The 24,610-nt window shown below is 49.7% G+C and carries 23 protein-coding genes and 5 pseudogenes; 26 read left to right on the top strand and 2 right to left on the bottom strand.

Features of this window, described 5'->3' with window-relative positions; all coding sequences use genetic code 11:
* Positions 1-155 precede the first annotated feature (155 nt).
* The 4 genes and pseudogenes from D368_RS01605 to D368_RS01595 all read left to right on the top strand — a co-directional run bounded on the left by D368_RS01605 (position 156) and on the right by D368_RS01595 (position 3,315).
* The gene (locus D368_RS01605) at positions 156-1,538 is read left to right on the top strand and encodes a sucrose-specific PTS transporter subunit IIBC (RefSeq protein WP_128574486.1); all 1,383 of its coding nucleotides are present in this window, start codon (positions 156-158) and stop codon (positions 1,536-1,538) included.
* A pseudogene (locus tag D368_RS01600) lies at positions 1,535-2,487 on the top strand (sucrose-6-phosphate hydrolase); the annotation flags it as partial. The gene D368_RS01605 and the pseudogene D368_RS01600, both read left to right, overlap by 4 nt.
* A 12-nt stretch (positions 2,488-2,499) precedes the next feature.
* The gene (locus tag D368_RS19780) at positions 2,500-2,976 is read left to right on the top strand and encodes a GH32 C-terminal domain-containing protein (RefSeq protein WP_486129203.1); all 477 of its coding nucleotides are present in this window, start codon (positions 2,500-2,502) and stop codon (positions 2,974-2,976) included.
* 63 nt (positions 2,977-3,039) lie between these two features.
* Positions 3,040-3,315 carry an LOG family protein gene (locus D368_RS01595; protein WP_046341456.1) on the top strand — a complete coding sequence of 92 codons (276 nt, stop codon included), beginning with the start codon at positions 3,040-3,042 and terminating at the stop codon, positions 3,313-3,315.
* A gap of 30 nt (positions 3,316-3,345) precedes the next feature.
* On the opposite strand, the pseudogene D368_RS01590 reads toward D368_RS01595, so the two are convergent.
* Positions 3,346-4,157 (bottom strand): annotated as a pseudogene (locus D368_RS01590) (bifunctional hydroxymethylpyrimidine kinase/phosphomethylpyrimidine kinase).
* A 149-nt stretch (positions 4,158-4,306) separates the two neighbouring features.
* Between D368_RS01590 and D368_RS01585 the strand changes: the two are divergent.
* From D368_RS01585 to D368_RS01550, 8 genes and pseudogenes are all read left to right on the top strand, one after another.
* A complete protein-coding gene (locus tag D368_RS01585) occupies positions 4,307-4,645 on the top strand; it encodes a PadR family transcriptional regulator (RefSeq protein ID WP_003150960.1) in 339 nt (112 codons plus the stop codon).
* Positions 4,638-5,273: a permease prefix domain 1-containing protein gene (locus D368_RS01580; RefSeq protein ID WP_071392446.1), complete on the top strand. Its 636-nt coding sequence runs from the start codon at positions 4,638-4,640 to the stop codon at positions 5,271-5,273. The genes D368_RS01585 and D368_RS01580 overlap by 8 nt, the downstream gene beginning before the upstream one ends.
* A gap of 44 nt (positions 5,274-5,317) precedes the next feature.
* A complete protein-coding gene (locus D368_RS01575; RefSeq protein WP_071392445.1) occupies positions 5,318-5,845 on the top strand; it encodes a hypothetical protein in 528 nt (175 codons plus the stop codon).
* Between the two features lie 84 nt (positions 5,846-5,929).
* On the top strand, positions 5,930-6,736 hold the full coding sequence (locus tag D368_RS01570) for a glycosyltransferase family 2 protein (RefSeq protein WP_128574485.1): 807 nt from the start codon (positions 5,930-5,932) through the stop codon (positions 6,734-6,736).
* Positions 6,737-6,750: 14 nt separating this feature from the next.
* Complete coding sequence (locus tag D368_RS01565; RefSeq protein WP_012118732.1) at positions 6,751-7,434, top strand: uracil-DNA glycosylase; 684 nt, start codon at positions 6,751-6,753, stop codon at positions 7,432-7,434.
* Between the two features lie 58 nt (positions 7,435-7,492).
* Positions 7,493-7,915 (top strand): YwdI family protein, encoded by a 423-nt coding sequence (locus tag D368_RS01560; RefSeq protein ID WP_071392611.1) that lies wholly within the window; start codon positions 7,493-7,495, stop codon positions 7,913-7,915.
* An 18-nt stretch (positions 7,916-7,933) separates the two neighbouring features.
* A pseudogene (locus D368_RS01555) lies at positions 7,934-9,252 on the top strand (purine/pyrimidine permease).
* 63 nt (positions 9,253-9,315) lie between these two features.
* Positions 9,316-9,687, top strand: coding sequence for a DUF423 domain-containing protein (locus D368_RS01550; RefSeq protein WP_003150969.1), 372 nt, complete (start codon positions 9,316-9,318; stop codon positions 9,685-9,687).
* 45 nt (positions 9,688-9,732) lie between these two features.
* On the opposite strand, the gene gerQ is transcribed toward D368_RS01550, so the two are convergent.
* Positions 9,733-10,278 carry a spore coat protein GerQ gene (gene gerQ / locus D368_RS01545; RefSeq protein WP_003150971.1) on the bottom strand — a complete coding sequence of 182 codons (546 nt, stop codon included), beginning with the start codon at positions 10,276-10,278 and terminating at the stop codon, positions 9,733-9,735.
* A gap of 280 nt (positions 10,279-10,558) precedes the next feature.
* Between gerQ and D368_RS01540 the strand changes: the two genes are divergently transcribed.
* From D368_RS01540 to pruA, 14 genes and pseudogenes are all read left to right on the top strand, one after another.
* Complete coding sequence (locus D368_RS01540; protein ID WP_003150972.1) at positions 10,559-11,329, top strand: glycosyltransferase family 2 protein; 771 nt, start codon at positions 10,559-10,561, stop codon at positions 11,327-11,329.
* 4 nt (positions 11,330-11,333) lie between these two features.
* Positions 11,334-12,757: pseudogene (locus D368_RS01535) on the top strand (CDP-glycerol glycerophosphotransferase family protein).
* 20 nt (positions 12,758-12,777) lie between these two features.
* Positions 12,778-13,947: a DegT/DnrJ/EryC1/StrS family aminotransferase gene (locus D368_RS01530; RefSeq protein WP_071392443.1), complete on the top strand. Its 1,170-nt coding sequence runs from the start codon at positions 12,778-12,780 to the stop codon at positions 13,945-13,947.
* Complete coding sequence (locus D368_RS01525; RefSeq protein WP_071392442.1) at positions 13,948-14,811, top strand: GNAT family N-acetyltransferase; 864 nt, start codon at positions 13,948-13,950, stop codon at positions 14,809-14,811.
* The gene (locus D368_RS01520; RefSeq protein ID WP_044052805.1) at positions 14,811-15,932 is read left to right on the top strand and encodes an N-acetylneuraminate synthase family protein; all 1,122 of its coding nucleotides are present in this window, start codon (positions 14,811-14,813) and stop codon (positions 15,930-15,932) included. The genes D368_RS01525 and D368_RS01520 overlap by 1 nt, the downstream gene beginning before the upstream one ends.
* Positions 15,925-16,665, top strand: coding sequence for a cytidylyltransferase domain-containing protein (locus D368_RS01515; protein WP_015387540.1), 741 nt, complete (start codon positions 15,925-15,927; stop codon positions 16,663-16,665). The genes D368_RS01520 and D368_RS01515 overlap by 8 nt, the downstream gene beginning before the upstream one ends.
* Before the next feature lies 1 nt (position 16,666).
* Positions 16,667-17,671, top strand: a complete 1,005-nt coding sequence (locus D368_RS01510; protein ID WP_071392441.1) for a PseG/SpsG family protein — start codon at positions 16,667-16,669, stop codon at positions 17,669-17,671.
* A 27-nt stretch (positions 17,672-17,698) separates the two neighbouring features.
* Positions 17,699-18,436: a sugar phosphate nucleotidyltransferase gene (locus tag D368_RS01505; protein ID WP_003150981.1), complete on the top strand. Its 738-nt coding sequence runs from the start codon at positions 17,699-17,701 to the stop codon at positions 18,434-18,436.
* Positions 18,437-18,438: 2 nt separating this feature from the next.
* Positions 18,439-19,386, top strand: a complete 948-nt coding sequence (gene rfbB, locus D368_RS01500; protein ID WP_014306044.1) for a dTDP-glucose 4,6-dehydratase — start codon at positions 18,439-18,441, stop codon at positions 19,384-19,386.
* 20 nt (positions 19,387-19,406) lie between these two features.
* A complete protein-coding gene (rfbD, locus tag D368_RS01495) occupies positions 19,407-20,255 on the top strand; it encodes a dTDP-4-dehydrorhamnose reductase (protein WP_069449083.1) in 849 nt (282 codons plus the stop codon).
* Positions 20,252-20,707 carry a dTDP-4-dehydrorhamnose 3,5-epimerase family protein gene (locus D368_RS01490; RefSeq protein ID WP_015387544.1) on the top strand — a complete coding sequence of 152 codons (456 nt, stop codon included), beginning with the start codon at positions 20,252-20,254 and terminating at the stop codon, positions 20,705-20,707. Before rfbD ends, D368_RS01490 begins: the two co-directional genes overlap by 4 nt.
* A gap of 215 nt (positions 20,708-20,922) precedes the next feature.
* The gene (gene bslB / locus D368_RS01485) at positions 20,923-21,384 is read left to right on the top strand and encodes a biofilm surface layer hydrophobin BslB (protein WP_003150988.1); all 462 of its coding nucleotides are present in this window, start codon (positions 20,923-20,925) and stop codon (positions 21,382-21,384) included.
* A gap of 185 nt (positions 21,385-21,569) precedes the next feature.
* Positions 21,570-22,855 (top strand): annotated as a pseudogene (locus tag D368_RS01480) (Glu/Leu/Phe/Val family dehydrogenase).
* Between the two features lie 197 nt (positions 22,856-23,052).
* Complete coding sequence (pruA, locus tag D368_RS01475; RefSeq protein WP_003150992.1) at positions 23,053-24,600, top strand: L-glutamate gamma-semialdehyde dehydrogenase; 1,548 nt, start codon at positions 23,053-23,055, stop codon at positions 24,598-24,600.
* Positions 24,601-24,610: the final 10 nt, after the last annotated feature.

Raw genomic sequence — 24,610 nt, 5'->3', positions numbered from 1 at the left:
AATAAAATGAAAGCGCATTAAAAAACTGAATCTGCGGGATTGTGACTGGTAATGCAGGCAAGACCTAAAATTTGCGTACATGAAAAAGGGATCATGCTGACCTTTTTCGTTGGCGAATTTTAGGTCTTTTTTGATTTTAGAAAGGGGGATACATCATGAATTATCAAGAAACGGCAAAACAGCTTATCAAACACATCGGAGGGAAATCAAATATCATCAGCGCGACACATTGCGCCACACGGCTCAGGCTCGTCATTCAAGATGAACAGAAGATCAGCCAGGCCGGCATTGAGGAGATAGAAGGAGTAAAAGGGGCTTTCAGCAGCTCGGGACAATATCAGATTATATTCGGCACCGGTCTTGTGAATAAAGTGTATGACGCTGTTTCAAAAGAAGCCGATTTGGGGCGGGAGGATCGTGAGACACATCAGGACGCAGCGAAAAAAAAGCTGAATCCGGCCGCAAGATTTGCGAAAACACTGTCTAACATATTCGTTCCCATCATTCCGGCTATCGTGGCAAGCGGACTTTTAATGGGGCTGCTCGGCATGATGAAGGCTTTTCACTGGGTGTCTGAACAATCATCGCTGTTTAAGCTTTTAGACATGTTTTCAAGCGCGGCGTTTATCTTCCTGCCCGTATTCATCGGGTTCAGCGCGGCGAAGGAATTTGGCGGTAATGCCTATCTCGGTGCTGTGCTCGGAGGAATTATGATCCATCCTTCGCTTTTAGATCCGTGGGGGCTTGCGGATGCATCACCTGATTTTATGCAGCTCTTCGGCTTCGACATTGCGCTGCTCGGCTACCAAGGGACGGTCATCCCCGTACTGTTAGCCGTTTACATTATGAGCAAAGTGGAAAAGGGCACGAGAAAAATTGTGCCTCACGCATTCGATTTATTGGTCACGCCGTTTGTCACGGTGATTGTCACAGGATTTATCACCTTTATCGCAATAGGTCCTCTTGGCAGGGCGATCGGATCAGGCATTACCGTCTCGCTGACATATGTGTATGATCATGCGGGCATTGTTGCCGGACTTCTTTTCGGCGGTCTTTATCCGCTTATTGTGCTTACCGGTGTGCATCACAGCTTTCATGCGATTGAGGCCGGCCTCATCGCTGATTTGGGCAGAAACTATATCCTTCCTATCTGGTCGATGGCGAATGTCGCTCAGGGTGCGGCGGGGCTGGCTGTATTTTTCCTGACAAAAAAAGTGAAAATGAAAGAAATCGCTCTGCCTGCCGCATTTTCCGCTTTTCTCGGCGTAACAGAACCAGTCATTTTCGGTGTGAACCTAAGGTACCGTAAGCCGTTTATCGCGGGAATGATCGGCGGAGCGCTGGGAGGGGCCTATGTCGTGGTGACCGGTGTCGCAGCCAATGCTTACGGTCTGACCGGAATTCCGATGATTGCCATCACGGCTCCGCTCGGTTTAGGAAATCTTATAAACTATCTGATCGGAATGGGCATCGCCTCTGTTTCGGCGTTTATTGCCGCTTACATTATGGGAGCTAAAGAAAAGGAGGCCGTCAAATGAGGACAACGGATCAAGAGTTGCGCCTGCAGGCTGAGGAAGTGAAAAAGAAGCGGGGAGAAACAGCCGCGTCAGATCCATACCGCCAGAACTATCATGTTATGCCGCCGGTCGGGCTTTTAAATGATCCTAACGGCGTGATCCAATGGAACGGCGTATATCACTTGTTTTTTCAATGGCAGCCATTTCATACGGGGCACGGCGCGAAATTTTGGGCGCATGTGACGACGAAGGATTTCGTTGAGTGGAAAGAGGAAGAAATCGCGCTTGCGCCGGGTGAGTGGTATGACAAAAACGGCTGTTATTCCGGAAGCGCCATCGAAAAAGACGGGCGGCTCTGCCTGATGTACACAGGCAATGTCCGTGACGGAGAAGGAAATCGGGAAACGTATCAATGCCTCGCCGTATCCGAAGACGGGATCGTATTTGAAAAAAAGGAATCGTCGCGCGTCTCCCAAAAGGCTATACCGCTCATTTCCGTGATCCGAAGGTTTGGAAGAAAGACGGAGCGTATTACATGGTGCTCGGCGCGCAGACAGAAAAGCTCACCGGAAGCGCTGTATTGTTCAAATCAGAGAACCTGACGGATTGGACGTTTCTCGGTTCGATTGCGGGGGCGGACTCGGGCGGTCTCGGGTCATTCGGCTATATGTGGGAATGTCCCGACCTGTTTTCCCTTGACGGAACCGACGTGCTGCTCGTATGTCCACAGGGGCTTGAAGCCGACGGGATAAAATATCATAACAGCCACCAGGCGGGCTATTTCCTCGGCAGGCTGCATACAGAGCCGCCAGAATTTAAGCATGGTGAATTTACGGAGCTTGACAGAGGATTTGATTTTTATGCGGCGCAGACGCTGGAAGATGATAAGGGGCGGAGGATTCTGTTCGCGTGGATGGGCGTTCCGGATCAGCATGAGGACAAACATCCGACACATGCGTATCACTGGATTCACTGCTTAACGATGCCGAGACAGCTGTCACTGTCCAACGGCAGAATCATACAGCGTCCGCTCCCGGAAATGAAATCGCGCCGCACGGATGAACAAAAGCGCCGTCTTCAATTGAATTGCTCGTCTGTAAGCCTCCCGGTGAAAGATGCGTCCCGGGCTGAAGTGCTGCTGGAAGACATCACTTGCGAATCCTCCGGTTTTGAAATCTCAATTCGGGGCGCGGCCCGGTTTATATTTCATCAGGAAGAGGGGCTGGCTGTGCTGGAGCGCACTGCTTTCAGCGGAGAAGAAAAAGAAAAGAGAAGCTGCGCCATCAGCGAGGTGCATTCCGTGCAGCTCTTTCTGGATGCATCCTCCATTGAATTGTTTTTGAATGATGGAGAAGAGGTATTCAGCGCCAGATATTTTCCTTTCCCGGGAAATGATGACGTAACCGTCACTTCGGTTGGAAAAACGGAAATAAATGCCTCAATTTGGACACTTTTGTAGAAAATCGTTCTTTTTTCTTATGTGAAACCTATGCCATCTGTGCTATTCTTCAAACGAAAGCCTATGATTCCAGGAATAAAAGGAGTTGTTTTCTCAGTTTTGAAAAATCAGAAGATGACGCCGAAATGTTTACTTGTCAAAGCCGCAGAGCAAGTGGAAGATAAGCGGGAAGAATATAAAGAAGTATTGCTTCAGCTGAATCGCATGCTCAAGAGGGCTGAGCCGCACAATGAATGGAGTGATCGGCTGAGGCATACATATGAACAGATGAAGGAATATGCGCTGTTTGTGCAATCGATTGAGATGTTTTTGCGGTCATCCGCGAAAAAAATGAAATAATCCCCCTCGATCATGAGGGGGATATTTATTTTATTTTCCGCTAAGACGCATCGCCGAATGTTTAGTCGGTCCGATGTATTGGTTCAGCGGGAAAGATTCTTTGATTGCCGCAGTGATAAATTCTTTTGCCGCATAGATGGCTTCCTTCACTTCAGCGCCTTTGGCCAGTTCGGCCGTCACGGCGGCGGAGAATGTGCATCCGGCTCCGTGCGTGTAAGGTGTATCAATCATTTCGCTTTCTAATACTTCCGCGGTTTCTCCGTCATACAGCACGTCGATCGCTTTTTCATGTTTCAATTTGCCTCCGCCTGTAATCAATACATATTTCGCGCCGAGTTCGTGAATTTTCTTGGCCGCTTCTTTCATGTCTTCCACCGTTTTTAATTCATCCATACCGCTCAGCTGGCTTGCTTCAAACAGGTTTGGCGTGATGACGGTTGCCAGCGGCGCCAATTGGGTGCGAAGCGCTTCGGCATGCTCCGGATACAGCACTTCGTTCGCTCCTTTGCAGACCATGACAGGATCGATAACGACATTCTTCAGCTGTTTTTCTTTAATCGTTTTCGCCGCAAGCTCTATGATCTCCACGGTAGGGAGCATTCCCGTTTTCATGGCGTCTACGCCGATTCCGTCAACAATCGTCGCCAGCTGTGCGCGAATCGTATCGGCATCAATCGGAAATACTTGATGATCCCAGCTGTTCTCCGGGTCCATCGCTACGATCACGGTCAAAGCCGTCATTCCGTATACGTTTTTTCTTGAAATGTTTTTAAATCGGCCTGAATTCCCGCGCCGCCGCTGGAATCAGAACCGGCAATAGTAAGTGCTTTGTGCATTGACATATCAATGGCCTCCATCAGTGTTTTATATCTCATTATAGTTAGATTTTCTCCCGATCACAATACGGAAGGCTTGGAGGAATGATTTGACAGCCCCGGGGGATGTGCGTACAATACCTACATAAGATTACTAGGTAAGGGTGAGAAAATAAATGCTCAACAGGGAGCTTGTAAAGGGAAGCACGGTCATTCTGGTGCTGACGCTGCTGAATGAACGGCCCATGTACGGGTATGAACTTGTGAAAGAAATGGAGAAAAGAAGCGGGAATGAACTGCAAATGAAGGAAGGCACGCTGTACCCATCGCTTCATAAGCTTGAACGCCAAAGCTATATTTCTTCTTACTGGGAAAAGCAGACCAAAGGGCCCGACCGAAAATATTACCGGATCACCGATGAAGGAAAAAACATTCTAGCCGAACGGACGAAGGAATGGAATCTGTTCTCCGCTCTGATGGACCGGATGCTGAAGCGGGGCGGGCAGAATGGATAAGGACCTTTATGTGCAGGAAATCAGAAAAGGGCTGGAAGGCAAGGCCGGAAGCCGTGAATTATTAAAGGAAATCGAAAGCCATATTCATCATGCCATTTGTGATCATCTGGAAAAAGGCAAAACCGAAAGCGAAGCGATGGAGCTTATTCTGCGGGAAGTGGGGACTCCGTCTGAGATTATCTCTGCTTTTCAAAAAGCTTCGGCGGTTCCCGCGCGGACTTTTATGCTCTTTTATCTGTTCTGCAACTGCGGTCTTTTTGTGATGGGGGCGATGATTACGATGATGCACGCGTGGAGGATTCATCCCGCAGTTGACGCGCTGTGGAAAGGGATTTCCGTGTCAGTATGGCTGATTATGATCGGTTATGTGCTGTATTGGTTCCAAATCGGCTATCAAGCTGGTAAAGAGTTCGGGGCTGGCGGCAAAAAGCTTGCTGAGCGGACGGTATGGGCTTCAATGGTGCCGAATCTATGTTTTATGTTTGTCTTTTTGTTCAATCTGGTTCCGGCTGGGCTGTTTCCTTCGGCGGTCACACCGAGTTTTGCGGCAGTATGCGCCGTTGTGACGGTATGTTTTCCGTTTTGCGGCAAAATGGGTTTTTACGCAGGCAGGCAGAGACTTGCCTGATCTTTTTCACTATATACATAGGAAATCTATATAGGGGTGTTAAAATGAGATTAGGTTCGTGGATGTACGGTGCGTGCGCCCAAATAGCCGTTACCGTATTTACCGTCTGCGGCTTGGTTCTTGCATTGCCCGTTGTGAGTCTTTTTATTATGTTTCTGAATGGGATGCAAGACGCTATTTTTGTTGTTTTCAGTATTTTGCTTCTTCTATTGTTTTATGCGCTGGGATGGATTTGGGCCGTTTCGTTTGCGCGTGAGTGGAAGGTGAAGCTTTTCGAGCTGCAGATCAGCTCGCTCATTCCGCTGGCGGGTATATTATACTTGTACATTGACAGCGGGGTGAGTATACCGGAACTGATTCATGATTGGCATGAGGATGGATGTGCGCTTGTCCCGCCGGCTTTTGTCTGCTTGTGCACATGCTATGCGATGGTGCTGGTGCCTGTTTATCAATCAAAACTTTGGAATGCCATGGATGCGGGCAGACTTAATGCCAAGGCGGTATGCACTGTTTGGGGAGACCTTCTGATCATTCTGGTTTTGCTGGCGGGGATGACCTGGATTTGTTTCTGAATGGGCCGAAATCAAAAATCCCCCCTGATCTCTCCGCCGCTTTATGTTTTAATAGAACATGAGAAAAAGCAGAAGGAGCGGGTCATGAATATATCAATTGTCATAGTCACGTATAATCGGATTCCGGCTTTGTGTGAACTGCTGGAGTCGATTTCCAGGCAGACCATTAAGCCTTATGAAGTCATCATCGTAAATGATGCCGGGGAATCGGTCGAACAAGCGAAGCAGCTGTACAGCGATCTGCAGATTCAGATTATTGATTTAGAACAGAATGCCGGACATGTGGAAGCGCGGAACGCAGGTGTGAAAAAAGCGTCGGGTGATTACATCATGCTGTGCGATGATGATGATTTCATTACGCCGGGCCATTTGAAAAGAATGGCGGCTGCACTTGCTGATGCGGATTTTGTCCATTCTGACGCGGAAATTGTGTCATTTGAAGAACGGGGCGGCACGAGATACCCGGTGTCACGAAAGCCATTCGCCTATACGGCCGATTATGCGGATATGCGGGTATTTTCCACGTACGTTCCGTCAGGCAGCATGTACAGACGTTCTTTGCATGACACGTTAGGGTATTTTGATCCGGATGTCCATAATTATTGGGACTGGGACTTTTATTTGCGCGCCGCGAAACAGCACTGTGTGAAGCGTGTTCCTTGCGCAAGCGTCATATATGCGTTTTTTGAGGGAGGCGGCAATCAGTCCGCGGATCTCGGCGGCAAACGGAAGCGGTACTTAGACCGGTTAAGCGAAAAGCACGGGCTTGGGGAGCTCCCGACGAAAAACTTCGCGGTTCTTCTTGAAGAGCCGGACATGAAGAGGCGGGAGGCGCCGACTGACATTGTGTGGGACGGAAAGCCCGTCCATTCAAGACTGCACAGTTCATAAGGGGGACGGACAGTTTGAAACAGCTTTTAAAAGACAGCTGGTGGAATCAGCTGAAAGATGAATTTGACAAACCGTATTATCAAGAGCTGAGAGAGATGCTGAAACAAGAATACAGCAGCCAAACGATTTATCCTGACAGCCATGATATTTTTAACGCCTTGCATTATACGCCCTATGAGGATGTAAAAGCGGTCATTCTCGGACAGGACCCGTATCACGGGCCAGGACAGGCGCATGGGCTTAGTTTTTCCGTTCAGCCCGGGGTCAGACAGCCGCCGTCTTTGAAAAATATTTTCATAGAGCTTCAGGACGATATCGGCTGCTCCGTACCGAACCACGGATCGCTCGTCAGCTGGGCGAAGCAGGGAGTGCTTTTGTTAAACACAGTGCTTACGGTTCGCCGCGGGCAGGCCAATTCCCACAAAGGCAAAGGGTGGGAGCGGCTCACTGACCGCATCATTGATGTGGTGAATGAAAGAGAGAAGCCGATTGTCTTTATCCTGTGGGGGCGTCACGCGCAGATGAAAAAAGAGCGCATTGACACATCGAAACACATTATTATTGAATCGACTCATCCGAGCCCGTTTTCGGCAAGGAACGGTTTTTTCGGGAGCAGACCGTTTTCCCGTACAAACGCCGCCCTTGAAAAAATGGGGGAGCAGCCGATCGATTGGTGCATCCCCGACCTGCCGCAATAAACGGTTTTTTGAGGCGCTTCCGCCCGGCGGAAGCGTCTTTTTTGATGTTCCGGGCGGAATGCCGTCAGAAAAAATAACAAACTCCATTCTGCGATTCGCTCAGAAATTTGATAAAATGCAGGAAGAAGACAAATTACTGCTGGAGGATTTACTCATGAACATACATATTTCTGCTTTGATTCAGAAGATGGAAGAAGAACTGAGGCAGGCGAAAACGGCGACCCGCATCGAGGAGGTCAAAATGCACTCGGCCGCCATCCGCTCTCTGTGTGATGTCGTGCTCGGCACTCAGACGCACACCGCTCCGGCGCCTGTGCAGAATCCGATTCCGAAAGCGGCGCCGAAACCTTCCGCGTCTCCTTCGACAGACCCGCTGCTGCTTGAAAAAATGATGGGCAGCGCCGGGCTGAACCAATATCAGAAAAAAGCGAAAGACGAACGTGAGGAAGACGGAAACGGGGATTCCATTTTCGATTTTTAACAGGAGAGGTTGATTGACTTGAAACTGATACTCGGGGGTTTGCAATGGACGGCATTTATGATTGCGGCTGCGATTGTAGTTCCTGTCGCCATCGCACAATCATTTCACTTGAACCATGCCGATTCTGCCGCATTGATTCAGAGCACATTTTTTGTGCTTGGCGTCGCTGCGGTCATCCAATGTCTCCAGGGACATCGTCTGCCGATTAATGAAAGCCCGGCAGGCTTATGGTGGGGCGTATACACGATTTACGGCGGACTGACGGGCACGGTGTTTGCGACATTCGGCGAGACGCTGCGGGCGCTGCAGGGGGCGCTGTTATTAAGCGCTGTCTTTTTCTTTTTGTTCAGCCTTTTTAAAGTGATTGAACGGCTGGCCGTGCTGTTTACGCCGGTTGTGACCGGTGTGTATCTGCTGCTGTTGGTCATGCAGCTGAGTCAGCCGATTGTGAAAGGCCTTTTGGGCATCGGCTATTTAAAAAACAGCGTCGACGGCCTTGTATTCGGGCTCGCCATGGTTGTGACGGCGGCGATGTTCATCATGTCCCGATCGAATGTTACGTTCTTAAGACAGTATGCGATTCTCCTTTCGCTTGCCGGCGGATGGATCTTATTCGCCGTCTTCGGCGCTGCCAAACCGATTCAAATACCGGATCGCGTGATTCAGCTGCCGGTTCTTTTTCCGTTTGGAAAACCCGTGTTTGACAGCGGCTTGATCATTACGTCACTCTTCATTACCGTGCTTTTGATTGTCAACATGCTCGCGAGCATCCGGGTTGTAGAAGCGGCGGTGAAAAAATTCGGCGGCACCGTTGGGAAACGGCGTGAGCGTCCGGCAGGGTTTGCGGCTTCGATCAGCCACCTTTTGAGCGGACTGTCAGGGGGCATTGCGCCTGTGCCGATTTCAGGGGCGGCCGGTTTTATTGAGACGACGAAGCTTCCTTCGAAAAAGCCGTTTCTTTTGGGAAGTGTATTTGTCATGATCATCAGTATGATCCCGCTATTTATGAATGCGTTTGCGAGTCTGCCCTCACCGGTCGGCTTTGCGGTAAACTTCGTCGTTTTCTCCACGATGGCGGGTCTTGCCTTTACAGAGTTTGACTCTTATGAGAAAGCGGAGCAAAAACGAATCCGCTCCATTATCGGTCTGGCGCTCCTCACGGGGGTCGGCGTAATGTTTGTGCCGGAGAGCGCGTTATCAGGGATGCATCCGATCCTGATTTCGCTCTTAAGCAACGGCCTTGTGCTCGGGACGCTGCTGGCGATAGCGATTGACCGAATCCAGCTTATCAAAAAGAAAAATCCGACAATCTCGTGTCATCGGATGACGGACGTTGAATTTTGCCGATGTTGGGTTATGATTGAATTGGAAACTTTAACGAAAAGGCGGGAGAAAAATAGATGAAAGTGTTTATTATTCTTGGTGCGATTAACGCTTTATTGGCCGTGGCGCTGGGCGCTTTCGGCGCGCATGGGCTTGAAGGGAAAATCCCCGATAAATATTTGCAGGTGTGGCACACAGGCGTGCAATATCATATGTATCACGCGCTCGGTCTTCTGGCTGTCGCGTTTTTGGCCGAAAAGCTTTCTGGCGCAGGCAGTGTTTCTGTCGCGGGCTGGCTGATGTTTGCGGGCATCGTTCTGTTTTCAGGAAGCCTGTACGTATTGAGCGTGACGCAGATTTCCATTCTCGGCGCGATTACACCGCTCGGCGGCGTGGCGTTTATCATCTCTTGGATTATGATTATCGTCGCGGCCGTCAAATATTTATAAAGAAAAAAGCCAATCCTCTGTCAAGTGAGCGATTGGCTTTTTGATTTATCTCGGAGAATAAGAAGACATGGAGTACGGATAAGTATAAGCGATTTCCTCATCAAACGTGATGTAATCAAGGTAAATGGTCAGAAGCAGATAGCGGGTGCCCGTTTTCGGATCGCTGATGATGATATGGTCACGTCCCGCCGCCTCAATCACACCGCGGAAAATCTTTGAATTCCATTCTTTGCTGTTTTCAAATGTCATATAAATCGTCGCCGTTTTGCCCCGGTTCAACCGCAGAATATTTTCAATGTATGACTCTTCAATCGGCAGCATGCCGGGAACGTTTTGTGACGATGATGGACCTGACGGGATTTGAAAGCTGCCGCCGCCCTGCTGCTGCGGCTGGCCGGGGAACCCCCCGCCGAAGCCCTGCTGGCCTTGCTGCATCGGCATTGTCATTTGCTGCTGCATCGGCATCATTTGTGATCCTTGGCCCTGAGGCTGCGGATAAGGATTAGGCCCGAGCTGCGGCTGGAATCCTTGCATATCCATTCCCATCCCCATCCCCTGCATTTGCTGATATTGATTCTTTTTCGGTTTCATATTGTTCCTCCTTTGATGAAAACCTCTTGATGCTGAAACCTCCTGACAAGTATCAGACAGCCGACAGAGCGGCTGCTGTTTTTATCTATTCCACCATATGAGCCCAAAGAAAGATTTATGCGAAAAAAGAAAATACGATCCAATGTTTCCGGACATCAGAGCCGGCTTTTTTTGTGCGCGCAATGCTGACTTTTCACATAATAGTCTGTCTTCCTAGCGCATCTTCCGCATAAGGAACATATGATAGCGGTAGTTTCAGGTGCGAAAAGGGGGTGACGAGTTGCCTAAAGTGTCAGTGATCATGACGAGCTATAACAAAAGTGACTATGTGGCCCGCTCTATTAAAAGTATTCTGTCTCAGACGTTTACAGACTTTGAACTGTTCATTATGGATGACAACTCAAATGAAGCGACATTGGCGGAAATACGTCCTTTTCTCACGGATGACCGCGTCCGGTTTTATCAAAGCGATGTATCGGGCGTCAAAGAAAGAACGGAAAAAACACGCTACGCCGCCTTGATTAATCAGGCAATAGAAATGGCGGAGGGCGAGTACGTGACGTATGCGACCGACGACAACACGTATGTGCCGGAACGGCTCGAGAAAATGGTGAAAGAGCTTGATGAAGACCCGGAAAAAGCCGTCGTGTATTCAAGTTCCAAAACCTATCATCTGAATCAGCGGAAAGAGACGGTGAAGGAGACGGCCAGGCCCGCCGAACGGATCGTGTGGAACGCGCCGTGCGCCATTGACCATTGTTCGGTCATGCACCGGTTTTCCGTGCTGGAACAGGTCAAATCGGCATTCGGTTCCTATTGGGATGAAAGCCCCGCGTTTTACCGTATCGGTGACGCCCGTTTTTTCTGGAGAGTGAATCATTTTTATCCGTTTTACCCGATTTCTGAGGAGCTTGATATCAATTATATTACCGATCAATCCATCCATTATCAGCTTTTCGCGGCGGAGAAAAACGAGTTTGTGAACAGCCTTCCGCAGCAGACCACGTGCCGGGAGCTGAGGGAATCATTAAAAAAGCTTGGAAAGGGGTGAGGGCTTGTCGGCATACTTAGCGAACTATTGGGTGCTGTACCGGCAGTATATTGACCTTTTTCAGTCACTTCGCTACAAAGACATCCCGCTCGCATTGATCAGTAATTTTTATCAATATATCAGTCCGGCGCTTCGGGAGAACATGGAGCAGAACCCAGAGCTTTTCGGTCCGGCGGATCAGCATATTCCTGAAGCCGGTATTCAGCCTTATTATGATCAAAAAAGGCAAAACATTAAGAAAACAGATGAGAAACCGGTAAACGGAAAAGTCATTCTGCATTTCGATCATCTTCGGTTCACCGAGGGAAATTACCGGCAGTTTGATCCGGCAAAAACAGCGGTACTGGCCAGGTGGAGTCTGCCTGACCATCATGGGCTGCCCGTTATCTGCAAATTGGAGCTGACGGAAATGGGACAAAAAGGGAACCCCGTCCCTTATATTGAAAAAGCCCATTCCATTTTGAAAGAGCTTCACAGCCATCCCGCTTTTGGAAACAGAGAATTTCAGGAACGTTTGTATAAAGACATCCCGTTATTTATTGAAGCGATTGACGCCGTTGATATTTTGTTTACGGCCGAGAAGATTTCAGCCGTTGTAGTCGGCACGACGGAGGATATTTACAGCCGTGTGCTGGCGCTGATGTCCGCGAAAAAAACGCCGTCAGCATCTGTCTGCAGCACGGAGCGCTCATGGGAGATGAAGCGTTTCTGCCCGTATTTACGGACTATCAGGCCGTATTCGGGGCTTATGAAGCGGAGTGGTATAAAGCAAAAGGCTGCAGGGAGGAACAAATCATCATCACGGGGCATCCCCGTTTCGACGAGATTTTCTCAAGAGAGCCGATAGATCGGGACACGTTTTACCGCAAACTTTCTTTTCTCCCGTCACAGCGGACGGTGCTGATCGCCACGCAGCCGTTTTCTGATGAATTTTATACGGGAGTGCTTGAAGAGCTTGCCGGCCAAAAGAACATGCAGCTCATTATTAAACCGCATCCGTGGGAAATCGGCAAAAACAAGCTGGATGCTTACAATCAGGTGCTGCGGAAATATAAAGCAGGCAAAATCATCAAAAAAGAGATGGAGCTGTATGATATTCTCCCGTATGCTGACGCTGCGGTGACACAGACATCAACGGTCGGTCTTGAAGCGATGCTGTTTCAAAAGCCCGTGCTGATCGGAAAATCAGCGGGAACCCGCCGATACCCTTATTATCATTCACTTGGAGAATTTGTCTTTGAGGACCCGCAGGCACTCGCTCAGGAATTAATCCGGATATGCGAAAGCCCCGCAGCATATCAAAAAGCGGAACAGGCGCGCCGTGCTTTTGTCGCCGCGAACTACCCGGTTCAGGATTCGCTTGCCGCTTTATGCCAAGTGCTTCAGGAAAAAACCGGAGTCAGCTTCAGACGGGTTGACCCTTCATAAAAAGATAGGAGCGCAAAAAAATGGTGCAAAAAAGATCAGCTTTTCTTCCCTATTCATTGCCCATGATCGGGAAGGACGAAATTCAGGAGGTTATTGATACGCTTGAATCGGGCTGGCTTTCAAAGGGACCGAAAGTAGAGGCGTTTGAAAAAGCCTTTGCCGCCTGGACGGGGGCAAAGCACGCGATCGCGCTGAACTCATGTACCGCCGCTTTGTTTTTGGCCCTGAAAGCGAAAGGGATCGGTCCCGGTGACGAGGTCATCACGTCTGCCGTGACGTTCAGTTCAACAGCCAATACAATCGTGCACACAGGCGCCGTTCCGGTGTTTGCTGACATCGATCCGCTTACGCTGAATGCAGACCCTGAAAAAATTGAGGCGGCCGTCACCCCGCGGACAAAAGCGATTGTACCCGTTCATTTCGCCGGCCAGTCGTGTGATATGGATCAGATTCTGGCCATTGCCGAAAAGCATCAGTTATTTGTCTTAGAGGATGCCGCACATGCCGTGTATACCACTTATAAACAGAAAATGATCGGATCAATCGGTGATGCGACGGCATTCAGCTTCTACGCGACAAAAAACCTGGCAACCGGTGAAGGCGGCATGCTGACGACGGACGATGACGGGCTTGCCGATCAGATCAGGGTGCTCAGCCTTCACGGCATGAGCAAAGGCGCGTGGAACCGCTATTCTTCAAACGGAAGCTGGTACTACGAGGTCGAAACGCCCGGCTATAAAATGAATATGTTTGATCTTCAGGCAGCGCTTGGGCTTCATCAGCTGAAACGGATTGACAGCATGCAGCAAAGAAGGGCTGACATTGCAAGCCGCTACCAGGACGCTTTCAGAGACATGAAAGGGCTGACCGTCCCATATGTCAGTGATGACGGGCGGCATGCATGGCATCTGTATGTTCTTCAAATAGAGGAGCAGGAGGCCGGGATCAGCCGGAACGATCTGATTTCCGCTTTGAAAGACCAATATAATATCGGCACAAGTGTTCATTTTATTCCGGTTCCGTTCCATCCGTATTATCAAAAAACGTACGGATATAAGGAAACTGATTTTCCGGCCGCGGCCGCGTATTATCACCGCACCGTATCACTCCCTCTTTATCCGTCAATGACAGATGATGACGTTGAATACGTCATTGCAGCCGTTACGGATATCGTCAAAGGGGCTGATTAGGTGTACAGACTGAGGGAAAATCTTGCGCAGGACATGATTCATGCCTTCCTGCATCAGAAGGGCATTCAGCCGGAAGCCTATGAATCGTCGCTCTGTTTATTGGAAGAAAACAGCCTTCAAGGCGTGATTTTATATGAAAACTCTTCGTGGGAAAGTCAATTGTTCCGAAAAAATATCATCAATGTGAAGCTTGCAGCCGCAAACAGCACCGGACAGCTCAAAAGGCTGTTTCAGGAATTTTACGCGGCAAGGCGGGCGGACGGCACTGATTTTATATTTATTAAAATACCGGCTGAAGATATCGGCGCGATGCAGGTCGTGCAGCAGCTTCCGAACGCTTATTTTGTAGGTAGTCTTCTCAAGCTCGTCAGTCCGGTGCGTGTATATAACAGCACGCCGCCGTTTGAGATTACAGAAGCCGGACCCGGCGACACGGAAGCGATCAGCCGGCTGGCCCGCGACGCCTTTACAAAAAGCAGGTATTATCAAGACCCCCATCTCAGCTATGAAAGTGCAAACCGCCTGTTTGAAGAGTGGGCGCGGAATAACGCGGAAGGAAGAGCTTCGTTACAATTCCTCGCCAAATATAAGGGAGAGACCGCGGGCTTTGTTCAGGGGCTGTCTAAAGGCGATGAATTCGTCCTTGATCTGATGGCGGTAAAGCCGGGCTTTGAAGGAAAAGGAGCGGGATACCATTTAGCGGCGCACGTGATTGAACAATCATTGCGTTTTCAGCATAAGACTGTATCAGCGGGAACGCAGCTCCACAATGTAAGAGCCATCCGCCTGTATGAAAGAATGGGATTTAAAGCGGATGCGTCCTATTACTACTATCATGTGTGGCCCGGGAAGGAGGCGGACTGATGGCATCATGCAAAATCGGAACGAAGTCAATCGGCGAAGGTTCGCCCGTATTCATCATCGCCGAAGCCGGAATTAATCATGACGGAAAACTGAGCCAGGCGTTTGAATTGATAGATGCGGCCAGTGAGGCCGGCGCGGACGCGGTCAAGTTCCAAATGTTTCAGGCTGACAAAATGTATCAGAAAGACCCCGGCTTATACAAAACCGCTGCGGGAAAAAACGTCTCTATTTTTTCTTTGGTGCAATCAATGGAAATGCCCGCTGAGTGGATCGAACCGCTGCTTGAATATTGTAAGAAAAAAGGCGTGCTGTTTTTAAGCACGGTATGTGACGAAGGCTCTGCCGACTTACTGTATGCGACTTCGCCTTCAGCTTTTAAAATCGCCTCCTACGAGCTGAACCATCTGCCGTTATTGAAATATGTCGCGGGGCTGAAGACACCGATTATCTTCTCCACCGCGGGCGCTGATATTTCAGATATTCAGGAGGCTTATCAAACCATTACCGGCGAGGGGAACAAAGAAATTGCGATCATGCATTGTGTGGCGAAATATCCCGCGCCGCCTGAATACAGCAATCTGAGCGTCATTCCCATGCTTGCCGCCGCATTCCCGGATGCTGTGATCGGTTTCTCCGATCACAGCGCCCATCCGTATGATGTGCCGTGCGCGGCTGTCAGGCTCGGAGCGAAACTGATTGAAAAGCATTTTACGATCGATAAAAACCTGCCCGGTGCTGATCACTCCTTCGCCCTCAATCCGGATGAATTAAAAGAAATGGTTGCGGCGATCCGCTCAGTTGAAGCGGAGCTGCGGCAGGGGTATCACGCTCCGGTGCCGGAAGTGCTGTCGGGAAGTTCCCATAAAACGACGACACCGATTGAAGGGGATATCAGAAGGTTTGCTTACAGAGGCATTTTTTCAACAGCGCCGATTCAAAAAGGCGAATGTTTTACGGCGGAAAACCTTGCCGTCCTTCGTCCCGGCCAAAAACCGCAGGGGCTTCACCCGAGATATTTTGAGCTTTTAACTGACGGCGCGCGTGCGGTCAGGGATATCCCCGCCGACACGGGCATCACTTGGGATGACCTTTTGACGAAAGGCAGCCCATATGATGACTGACATTTTGTTTATCATTCAGGCGCGGATGGGAAGCGGGCGTCTTCCCGGCAAAGTGCTGAAACCGATCGGCGGGTATACGATCCTCGATATGATTGTCAAAAGGGTTCGGCAAAGCGCGTTTTACGATCAATCACGGGATAATCTGATCGTCGCCGCGTCTGACAGCAAGACCGACGACATTCTGTCTGCGCACTGCCTCAGCAACCGCTACCGTGTGCACCGCGGCAGCGAACAGCGTGTGCTTGACCGGTTTGCACAAGTCATCGAACAAGTAAAACCGGACATCGCAGTCAGACTGACGGGGGATAACCCGTTTGTCGACCCTTCGCTGCTTGATTTTCTGATTCAATCGCATTTAGATCAGCACGCAGACTACACGTATATCTGCGGTACACCGCTCGGGATCGGCGGCGAAGCGGTAAACGCGCGCCTTTTAACGGAGATCAATGCCGACAAAACGCTGGCGGACAAATATCAGGAGCATGTCACCCTTTTAATAAGAGAATCTCCTGAGAGGTACCGGCTTCTCTTTCCTGAGCCCCCGCAGGAACTCCGGGCTCCTCACTTGCGGATGACCGTCGATACAGAAGAGGACTACAGGCTGGCCCGCGAGCTGTACGTAAAAGCGGGCTCGCGTCCTGATATTCCGGCAAAAGAATTGATCCATCTGCTGAATCGTGATCCGGAGCTCAGGGCCATTAATCAAATGATCCGGCAAAAAGAGGCTGATTAGCGTGCGGGTTTTGATTTTCGCGGACGGGGGCCGTGACATCGGCATGGGGCACGCGGTTCGGATGAAGCTGCTTGCCGGTGCCATTAAGAACAATTGCTCAATAACGTTCTACACAAATAAAGAGGCTTCTTCTTATCTGTCATCTGATCAATGGGAAGTGATCATCAAGCCTGACAAGGGACAGAAGGAATTTATTGTCCGGGAAATAAACAGGCGGGCTCCCGACCTTCTCATATTCGATCTGCTCGATATGCCGTGTGACTGGCTGGAGAAAATTAAAAAGCATTCATCGGCTCGTATCGTCTTATTTGAAGAAAAGAGGGAACATGTCATTCATTTATGCGATGCCGTTATAAACGGCATTTACGGCGGGCTGAAAAGCCGGACGGTTCAAATGGGCAGCGCCGCGGTATATGAAGGCCCGGATTATATGATTCTTCATCCGGGTTTTGAAAAAGCCAAACAGCTTTATCAGCTGAATAAAGAATGCCGGACCATATTGGTCTCATTAGGAGGAAGCGACCCGAAGAAGCTTGTCTTTAAAGTGATGGAAGCATGCCGCCGCATCCCCGGCATTCAGCGGAAACGAGTGATCATCGTCATGGGCGGCGCCGCGCCTCATGCTGATGACGTGCGCGCGCTGATCACACAAATGCCTTATGCCGAGATGGTAAGGCAGACAAATGACATGGCCGCGCTTCTCACGAGAGCTGATATGGCCGTCGTGTCCGGCGGGATCACTTTATATGAGACCATTTGTACAGGTGTGCCCTGCATCGTTCTTTCTCAAGTGGAGCATCAAACTGAGACGGCGGAAAAATTCGCCGCACGGGGCGCCGCCGTTCATCTCGGCCTGGGAGAACAGACCGCGGCGGACGTGCTCGCTCGGCATATGTCTGAGCTGGCCGCTGATTATCCGATGCGGACCGGACTTCATCAAAACGGAAAGCCGCTGGTTGACGGCAGGGGCATCAAACGGGCGGCGGCGATTCTTTATGATTTGTGATAAAACCACACGTAAGGAAGTGTTCATGTGAAAGGTGTTATCTTAGCCGGAGGCACCGGCTCACGCCTTATGCCGCTGACAAAAGCGGTCAATAAGCATTTACTCCCTGTCGGTCCATATCCGATGATTTACTGGTCGATCATGAAGCTGGAAGAAGCGGGGATTACGGATATCTTGCTGATTACACAAAAAGAATATATTCCGCAATTTCATAAACTTCTCGAAACCGGAGAAGAGCTCGGCGTCTCAATCACATATCAGGTTCAGCCAGCCGCATCCGGCATTTCCGACGGTTTATCATACGCAAAGCGGTTTACCGGGCGCGATCCGTTCGTTCTGCTTTTGGGAGATAATATTTTTGAAGATTCATTAAAACCTTATACGGAGCGTTTCGCAAAGCAGGGAAAAGGAGCGAAAGTGCTGCTGAAAGAAGTTGACGATCCGGAGCGCTTCGGCATCGCCGAGATTGATGAGGAAAACAAACGGATCAAGTCGATCATTGAAAAGCCGGAGCAGCCGCCGACCAGACTATGCGTCACGGGGATCTACATGTACGACGCAGAAGTGTTTTCTTATATTGAACAAATTTCTCCTTCAAAACGCGGCGAACTGGAAATTACGGATGTCAATAATTTATACATTGAACACAGTGAGCTGACGTATGATGTGTTAACGGGCTGGTGGGTGGATGCGGGCACGCATGAATCGCTCTATCTCGCCGGAAGCCTGGCGCATCAGGCATTACAGAAAGGACAGGAGCATTAATCATGCCAAAATCATATTTAATTACAGGGGGCGCCGGATTTATCGGCCTTACCTTCACAAAGATGATGCTGAAAGAAACAGATGCGCAGATTACCGTCCTGGATAATCTCACGTATGCAAGCAGGCCGCTTGAAATAGAAGCCTTAAAAAAGAACGGCCGTTTCCGTTTTATCAAAGGTGACATTTCTGAAAAAGAGGACATTGACAAAGTCTTTTCCCAAATGTATGACGCTGTCATTCATTTTGCGGCTGAATCCCATGTGGACAGAAGCATAAATCAGGCAGAGCCGTTCATCACAACAAATGTGATGGGCACATACCGACTGGCGGACGCGGTGTTACAGGGAAAAGCCGGCAGGCTGATTCACATTTCCACAGATGAGGTGTACGGAGATTTGGCGCCGGATGATCCCGCTTTTACAGAGACGACGCCGCTTTCTCCGAACAATCCGTATTCCGCCAGCAAGGCAAGCTCAGACCTGCTTGTCATGTCTTATGTGAAAACCCATAAGCTTCCTGCCATCATTACGAGATGCAGCAACAATTACGGGCCGTACCAGCACCATGAGAAAATGATTCCGACCATTATCAGGCATGCTGTAAACGGCACGCCGGTTCCGCTGTACGGCGACGGGATGCAGATCAGAGACTGGCTGTTTGCGGAAGATCATTGCCGCGCCATTAAGCTCGTGCTGGAAAAAGGAACACTCGGCGAAATTTACAATATCGGCGGAGGAAATGAACGGACGAATAAAGAGCTTGCGTCATTTATCATGAAGGAGCTCGGTGTCGAGGAACGGTTTGCTCATGTCGAAGACAGAAAAGGGCATGACCGCCGTTACGCCATCAATGCTTCAAAGCTGAAAAATGAGCTGGGATGGCGGCAGGACGTCACATTTGAAGAAGGAATGAGAAGAACCATTCGCTGGTATACAGACAGCCAAGACTAATCGGAAAGAAGGGGATCCGATTGACGAAGGTATTAGTAACCGGAGCGGCCGGTCAGCTGGGGCGGGAGTTATGCCGCCAGCTGAAGCGGGAAGGGTATGAAGTGATCGCCTTGACAAAAGCGATGATGAACATATCCGACCAGCGTTCGGTGCGGCACTCGTTCAGCCATTACAAGCCGGATATCGTCGTCAATACGGCGGCATACACCTCCGTTGACAAATGTGAAACGGAGCTCGACAAAGCGTATTTAATAAACGGAATCGGCGCTTATTATGCCGCGCTTGAGGCTGAAAACACCGGCGCGAAATTCATTCACATCAGCACCGATTATGTCTTCAGCGGCAAAGGAACACGGCCATACGAGACCGATGATCCCGCAGATCCGGGCACGATTTACGGAAAAAGCAAAAAACTCGGCGAAGAACTGATCCGGTTAACGGGAAAAAACCACACCATTATCAGAACGTCGTGGGTGTACGGCAGCGGCGGGCACAACTTTGTCAATACGATGCTGAAACTTGCGGATACACATGATCAGGTTCGTGTCGTTAACGATCAAGTCGGCGCACCGACGTACACAAAGGATTTAGCCGAAACGGTGATCGGTCTGTTTGACAGGCCGCCGGGCTTGTACCATGCCGCAAACAGCGGAGTGTGCAGCTGGTATGAATTTGCCAAGGCTATTTTTGAAGAAAGCGGCAGAACCGCCGCCGTGCTGCCCGTCACGACGGAGGAATACGGAAATGAGACGCCGCGCCCCGCTTACTCGGTGTTGAGCCTTGAGTCGATTGAACGGCAGGGGCTCGGCATGAGGCATTGGCGGGAAGCGCTGCAGGATTATTTACAAAGGGAGGGACAGTGCAAGTGATCGAAGGCGTAAAAATTAAAAAGCTGATCAAACACAGCGATGACCGGGGTTTTTTCTCAGAACTCGTCCGTGACGATGAACATCTCTTAGAGCGTTTCGGGCAGGCTTCCTGGTCCAAAAGCTATCCCGGCGTCATTAAAGCGTTTCACTATCATGAGAAACAGGATGACCTGTGGTTTTTCCCGACGGGCCACGCCCAGGTCGTGCTGCATGACCTTCGCGAAGAGTCGGCAACCAAGGGAGAAACGGATGTCTACTACATGGGAGAAGACAATCCGATGCTCCTTCTCATTCCCAAAGGCGTCGCACACGGGTACAGAGTGCTGGGCGAAACCCCGCTGACCATTATTTATTTCACGACAATGTCCTACAATCCGGATCAGCCTGACGAAAAAAGAATCCCGTGGAATGATGAGAGCATCGGATTTGACTGGCAGACGGCTCACCGGTAGCGCACAAGACGAAGACAGCGGATGTCTTCGTTTTTTGTGCTGATTCATCTCGCGAAAAATAAATGATTGAATATTCTAAAAAATAATTTACTTCCATGGATAAAGGTGGTAGATTATTCTCAGGAAAAGAGAAACCCAATTCGCGAATGGAATCATCAGACACGCTTTTCCGGCAGAGGACGCTCTGAATCCTATATGATCTGGAGGAATTCATGATGTTAAAAAGAAAATCATTTTCTGCCTTTCTCATCAGTGCTGCGGTATTTTCAGCTGTGTTCTTGCCATCTTTTCATGCGAACGCCCAATCTGCCGTTATTGAAGCGAAAACCGTCAATAGTACGAAAGAATACGCGACGTCTGATATTGAAGTCACATACAAGCCGAATGCGCTGCTTGCCGTCGGTGCCGTTGAATTTCAATTTCCTGACGGGTTCAACGCCACTGTGAGGGACTCTGTAAACGGAAGAACACTGAAAGAAACGCAAATTCTCAACTACGGAAAAACGGTCAGACTTCCGCTTACCCTTGACTTATTGGGCGCCTCTGAATACAATCTCGTCCTGGTGCGTAAAAACCTTCCGCGCGCGGGCACGTATACAATTAAAGGCGATTACGTAAACGGTTTGGGGGCCGGCAGTCTCTATGCCGAAACAAAGCTGGTTATTGACCCGCGTTAATCCGGGAGGAAAGAGGCTGACAACAGCCTCTTTTTTTATGCGCAAAATCCTGGCATGAATCTTGCATATAAAAAGGGGTGTAACGACAATGTGAAAGGGATTGATGGGTTTTGGTGTAAAAGCGCTTACATTTCGTTCTGCCGGTAATTGAAGCTTACACGTAAAATACGATGAGGTGATAAAACATGTCAGCCAACCCGCTTTCTAAAAGCAATCAGAAAGATGAAGAAAAAGAAGTTCTTAATTTGTTCTTGTCCACACAATCGATCATAAAAGAGGCCCTGCGCAAACTGGGCTATCCTGACAATATGTATGAACTGATGAAAGAGCCGATGCGGCTTTTGACCGTACGCATCCCCGTCAAAATGGACAATGGTTCAGTACAGGTTTTCACGGGCTACCGCTCACAGCATAATGACGCAGTCGGCCCGACAAAAGGGGGCGTGCGGTTTCATCCGGAAGTCAGTGAAGAAGAGGTTAAGGCGCTTTCCATCTGGATGACTTTAAAATGCGGCATCACAAATCTTCCTTACGGGGGCGGAAAAGGCGGCATCATCTGTGATCCGCGGACGATGTCATTCGGAGAGCTGGAACGGCTGAGCCGCGGATATGTGCGCGCGATCAGCCAGATCGTCGGTCCGACAAAGGATATTCCGGCTCCCGACGTATATACCAACTCGCAGATTATGGCATGGATGATGGACGAATACAGCCGCCTGAGAGAATTTGATTCACCGGGATTCATTACGGGCAAACCGATTGTTCTCGGCGGTTCACAGGGGCGGGAAACGGCGACCGCGCAAGGCGTCACGATTTGTATTGAGGAAGCCGTTAAGAAAAAGGGATTCCATTGGAAAATGCGCGGATCATCATTCAGGGGTTCGGAAATGCGGGGAGCTTTCTCGCTAAATTTATGCATGACGCCGGCGCCAAGGTGATCGGCATCTCAGACGCCCACGGGGCTTTGTATGACCCTGACGGCCTTGACATTGATTACCTGCTGGATAAGCGGGACAGCTTCGGCACGGTGACGAATCTCTTCTCTGATGTCATAACGAACCGGGAGCTGCTGGAAAAGGACTGTGATATTCTCGTGCCTGCCGCAATCTCCAATCAGATAACGGCTGAAAACGCCCATCACATTAAAGCCTCAATCATTGTGGAGGCGGCGAACGGCCCGACAACGATAGACGCCACGAAAATCCTGAATGAAAGAGGCGTGCTTCTCGTGCCGGATATTTTGGCAAGCGCCGGCGGCGTGACGGTGTCTTATTTTGAATGGGTGCAAAATAATCAAGGCTTTTACTGGTCTGAGGAGGAAGTCGCCGGAAAACTGCGCAGCGTCATGGTGAATTCGTTTGAATCCATTTATCAGACAGCGCATACCCACAAAGTCGATATGCGTTTGGCCGCCTATATGACGGGCATCAGAAAGTCGGCTGAAGCGGCCCGGTTCCGCGGCTGGGTCTAAGTGTTATCCGCAAAGAGATTTTGCATCAATTATATAGCGGATCGCAAAATTTCTTTGCGTTTTCAGATTGCAGCTGACAGATTCGGACAAGCTTTCGGCAAAGATTATCTTTTTTTATCACAAATTGCTATGCTGGTATGCTTCTTGCATCTTCATTAAGCGTGAGCACACATTACAAAATACGGGGAGGAATTCTAATGACAGTTTCATACGCACACGAACCATTTACAAATTTTCAGGAAGAGACAAATAAACAATCGTTTCAGGAAGCGCTGGCTTATGTGAATTCACAGCTCGGCAAGCATTATCCGCTTATCATCAACGGTGAAGCGATTGAAACGGATAAAAAGATCATTTCCGTCAATCCGGCAGATAAAAAAGAAGTGATCGGTTCTGTATCGGCAGCCGGAAAAGAACTTGCGGAAAAGGCCATGCAGGCTGCGCTGCAGGCATTTCAGACATGGAAAAAAGTACGGCCGGAACACCGCGCGAATGTGCTGTTTAAAGCGGCGGCGATCATCCGCAGAAGAAAGCACGAATTCTCCGCGTACCTGGTGAAAGAAGCGGGAAAACCGTGGAAGGAAGCGGATGCGGATACGGCGGAAGCGATCGACTTTTTAGAGTATTACGCCCGTCAGATGCTGAAGCTGAAAGACGGTTCTCCTGTAAAGAGCCGTGACGGAGAATATAATCAGTATCACTATGAGCCGCTTGGGGTGGGAATTGTCATTTCTCCATTCAACTTCCCGCTTGCGATTATGGCCGGAACGGCGGCGGCAGCCATCGTAACAGGCAACACGATACTTCTGAAACCGGCGGATGCGGCGCCTGTCGTGGCGGCGAAATTCGTTGAAGTAATGAAAGAAGCGGGCCTGCCGGACGGCGTGCTCCAATTCATACCGGGTGACGGAGGAGAAATCGGCGACTATCTGGTTGAGCATCCGAAGACGAGATTTGTGTCGTTTACAGGCTCCCGCGCGGTCGGATGCCGCATCTATGAACGCGCCGCAAAAGTACAGCCGGGCCAAAAGTGGCTGAAACGGGTCATTGCCGAAATGGGAGGGAAAGATACGGTGCTTGTAGACAGAGATGCTGATCTTGATCTTGCCGCTTCCTCAATCGTGTATTCCGCCTTCGGATTCTCAGGACAAAAATGTTCAGCCGGTTCGCGTGCGGTCATTCATCAGGACGTCTATGATGAAGTTGTTGAAAAAGCCGTCGCTTTAACAAAATCACTCACCGTCGGAAGTCCGGAAGATTTTGATACATACATGGGGCCAGTCATCCACGAAGCATCTTATAATAAAGTCATGAGTTATATCGAAATCGGCAAAACAGAAGGAAAACTCCTGACGGGAGGCGAAGGTGATGATTCAAAAGGATACTTTATTCAGCCGACCATTTTTGCGGATGTTGATGAAAACGCCCGCCTGATGCAGGAGGAAATTTTCGGGCCTGTCGTCGCGATCTCAAAAGCCCGTGATTTCGACCATATGCTTGAGATTGCCAATAATACCGATTACGGACTGACGGGCGCTCTGTTATCGAAAACCCGCGCGCACATTGAACGCGCGCGCGAAGATTTTCACGTCGGAAATCTATACTTCAACCGCGGCTGTACGGGAGCGATTGTCGGATACCAGCCGTTCGGCGGCTTCAATATGTCAGGTACCGATTCAAAAGCCGGAGGACCTGACTATCTGATTCTTCATATGCAGGCAAAAACAACGTCTGAAGCCTATTAATCTTTCGGAA

Source organism: Paenibacillus lentimorbus NRRL B-30488 (genome assembly GCF_000411595.1).
GTDB lineage: Bacteria > Bacillota > Bacilli > Bacillales > Bacillaceae > Bacillus > Bacillus velezensis.
Note: the sequence above shows the minus strand (reverse complement) of the source record. Positions and strands in the feature narration are given on the sequence as shown.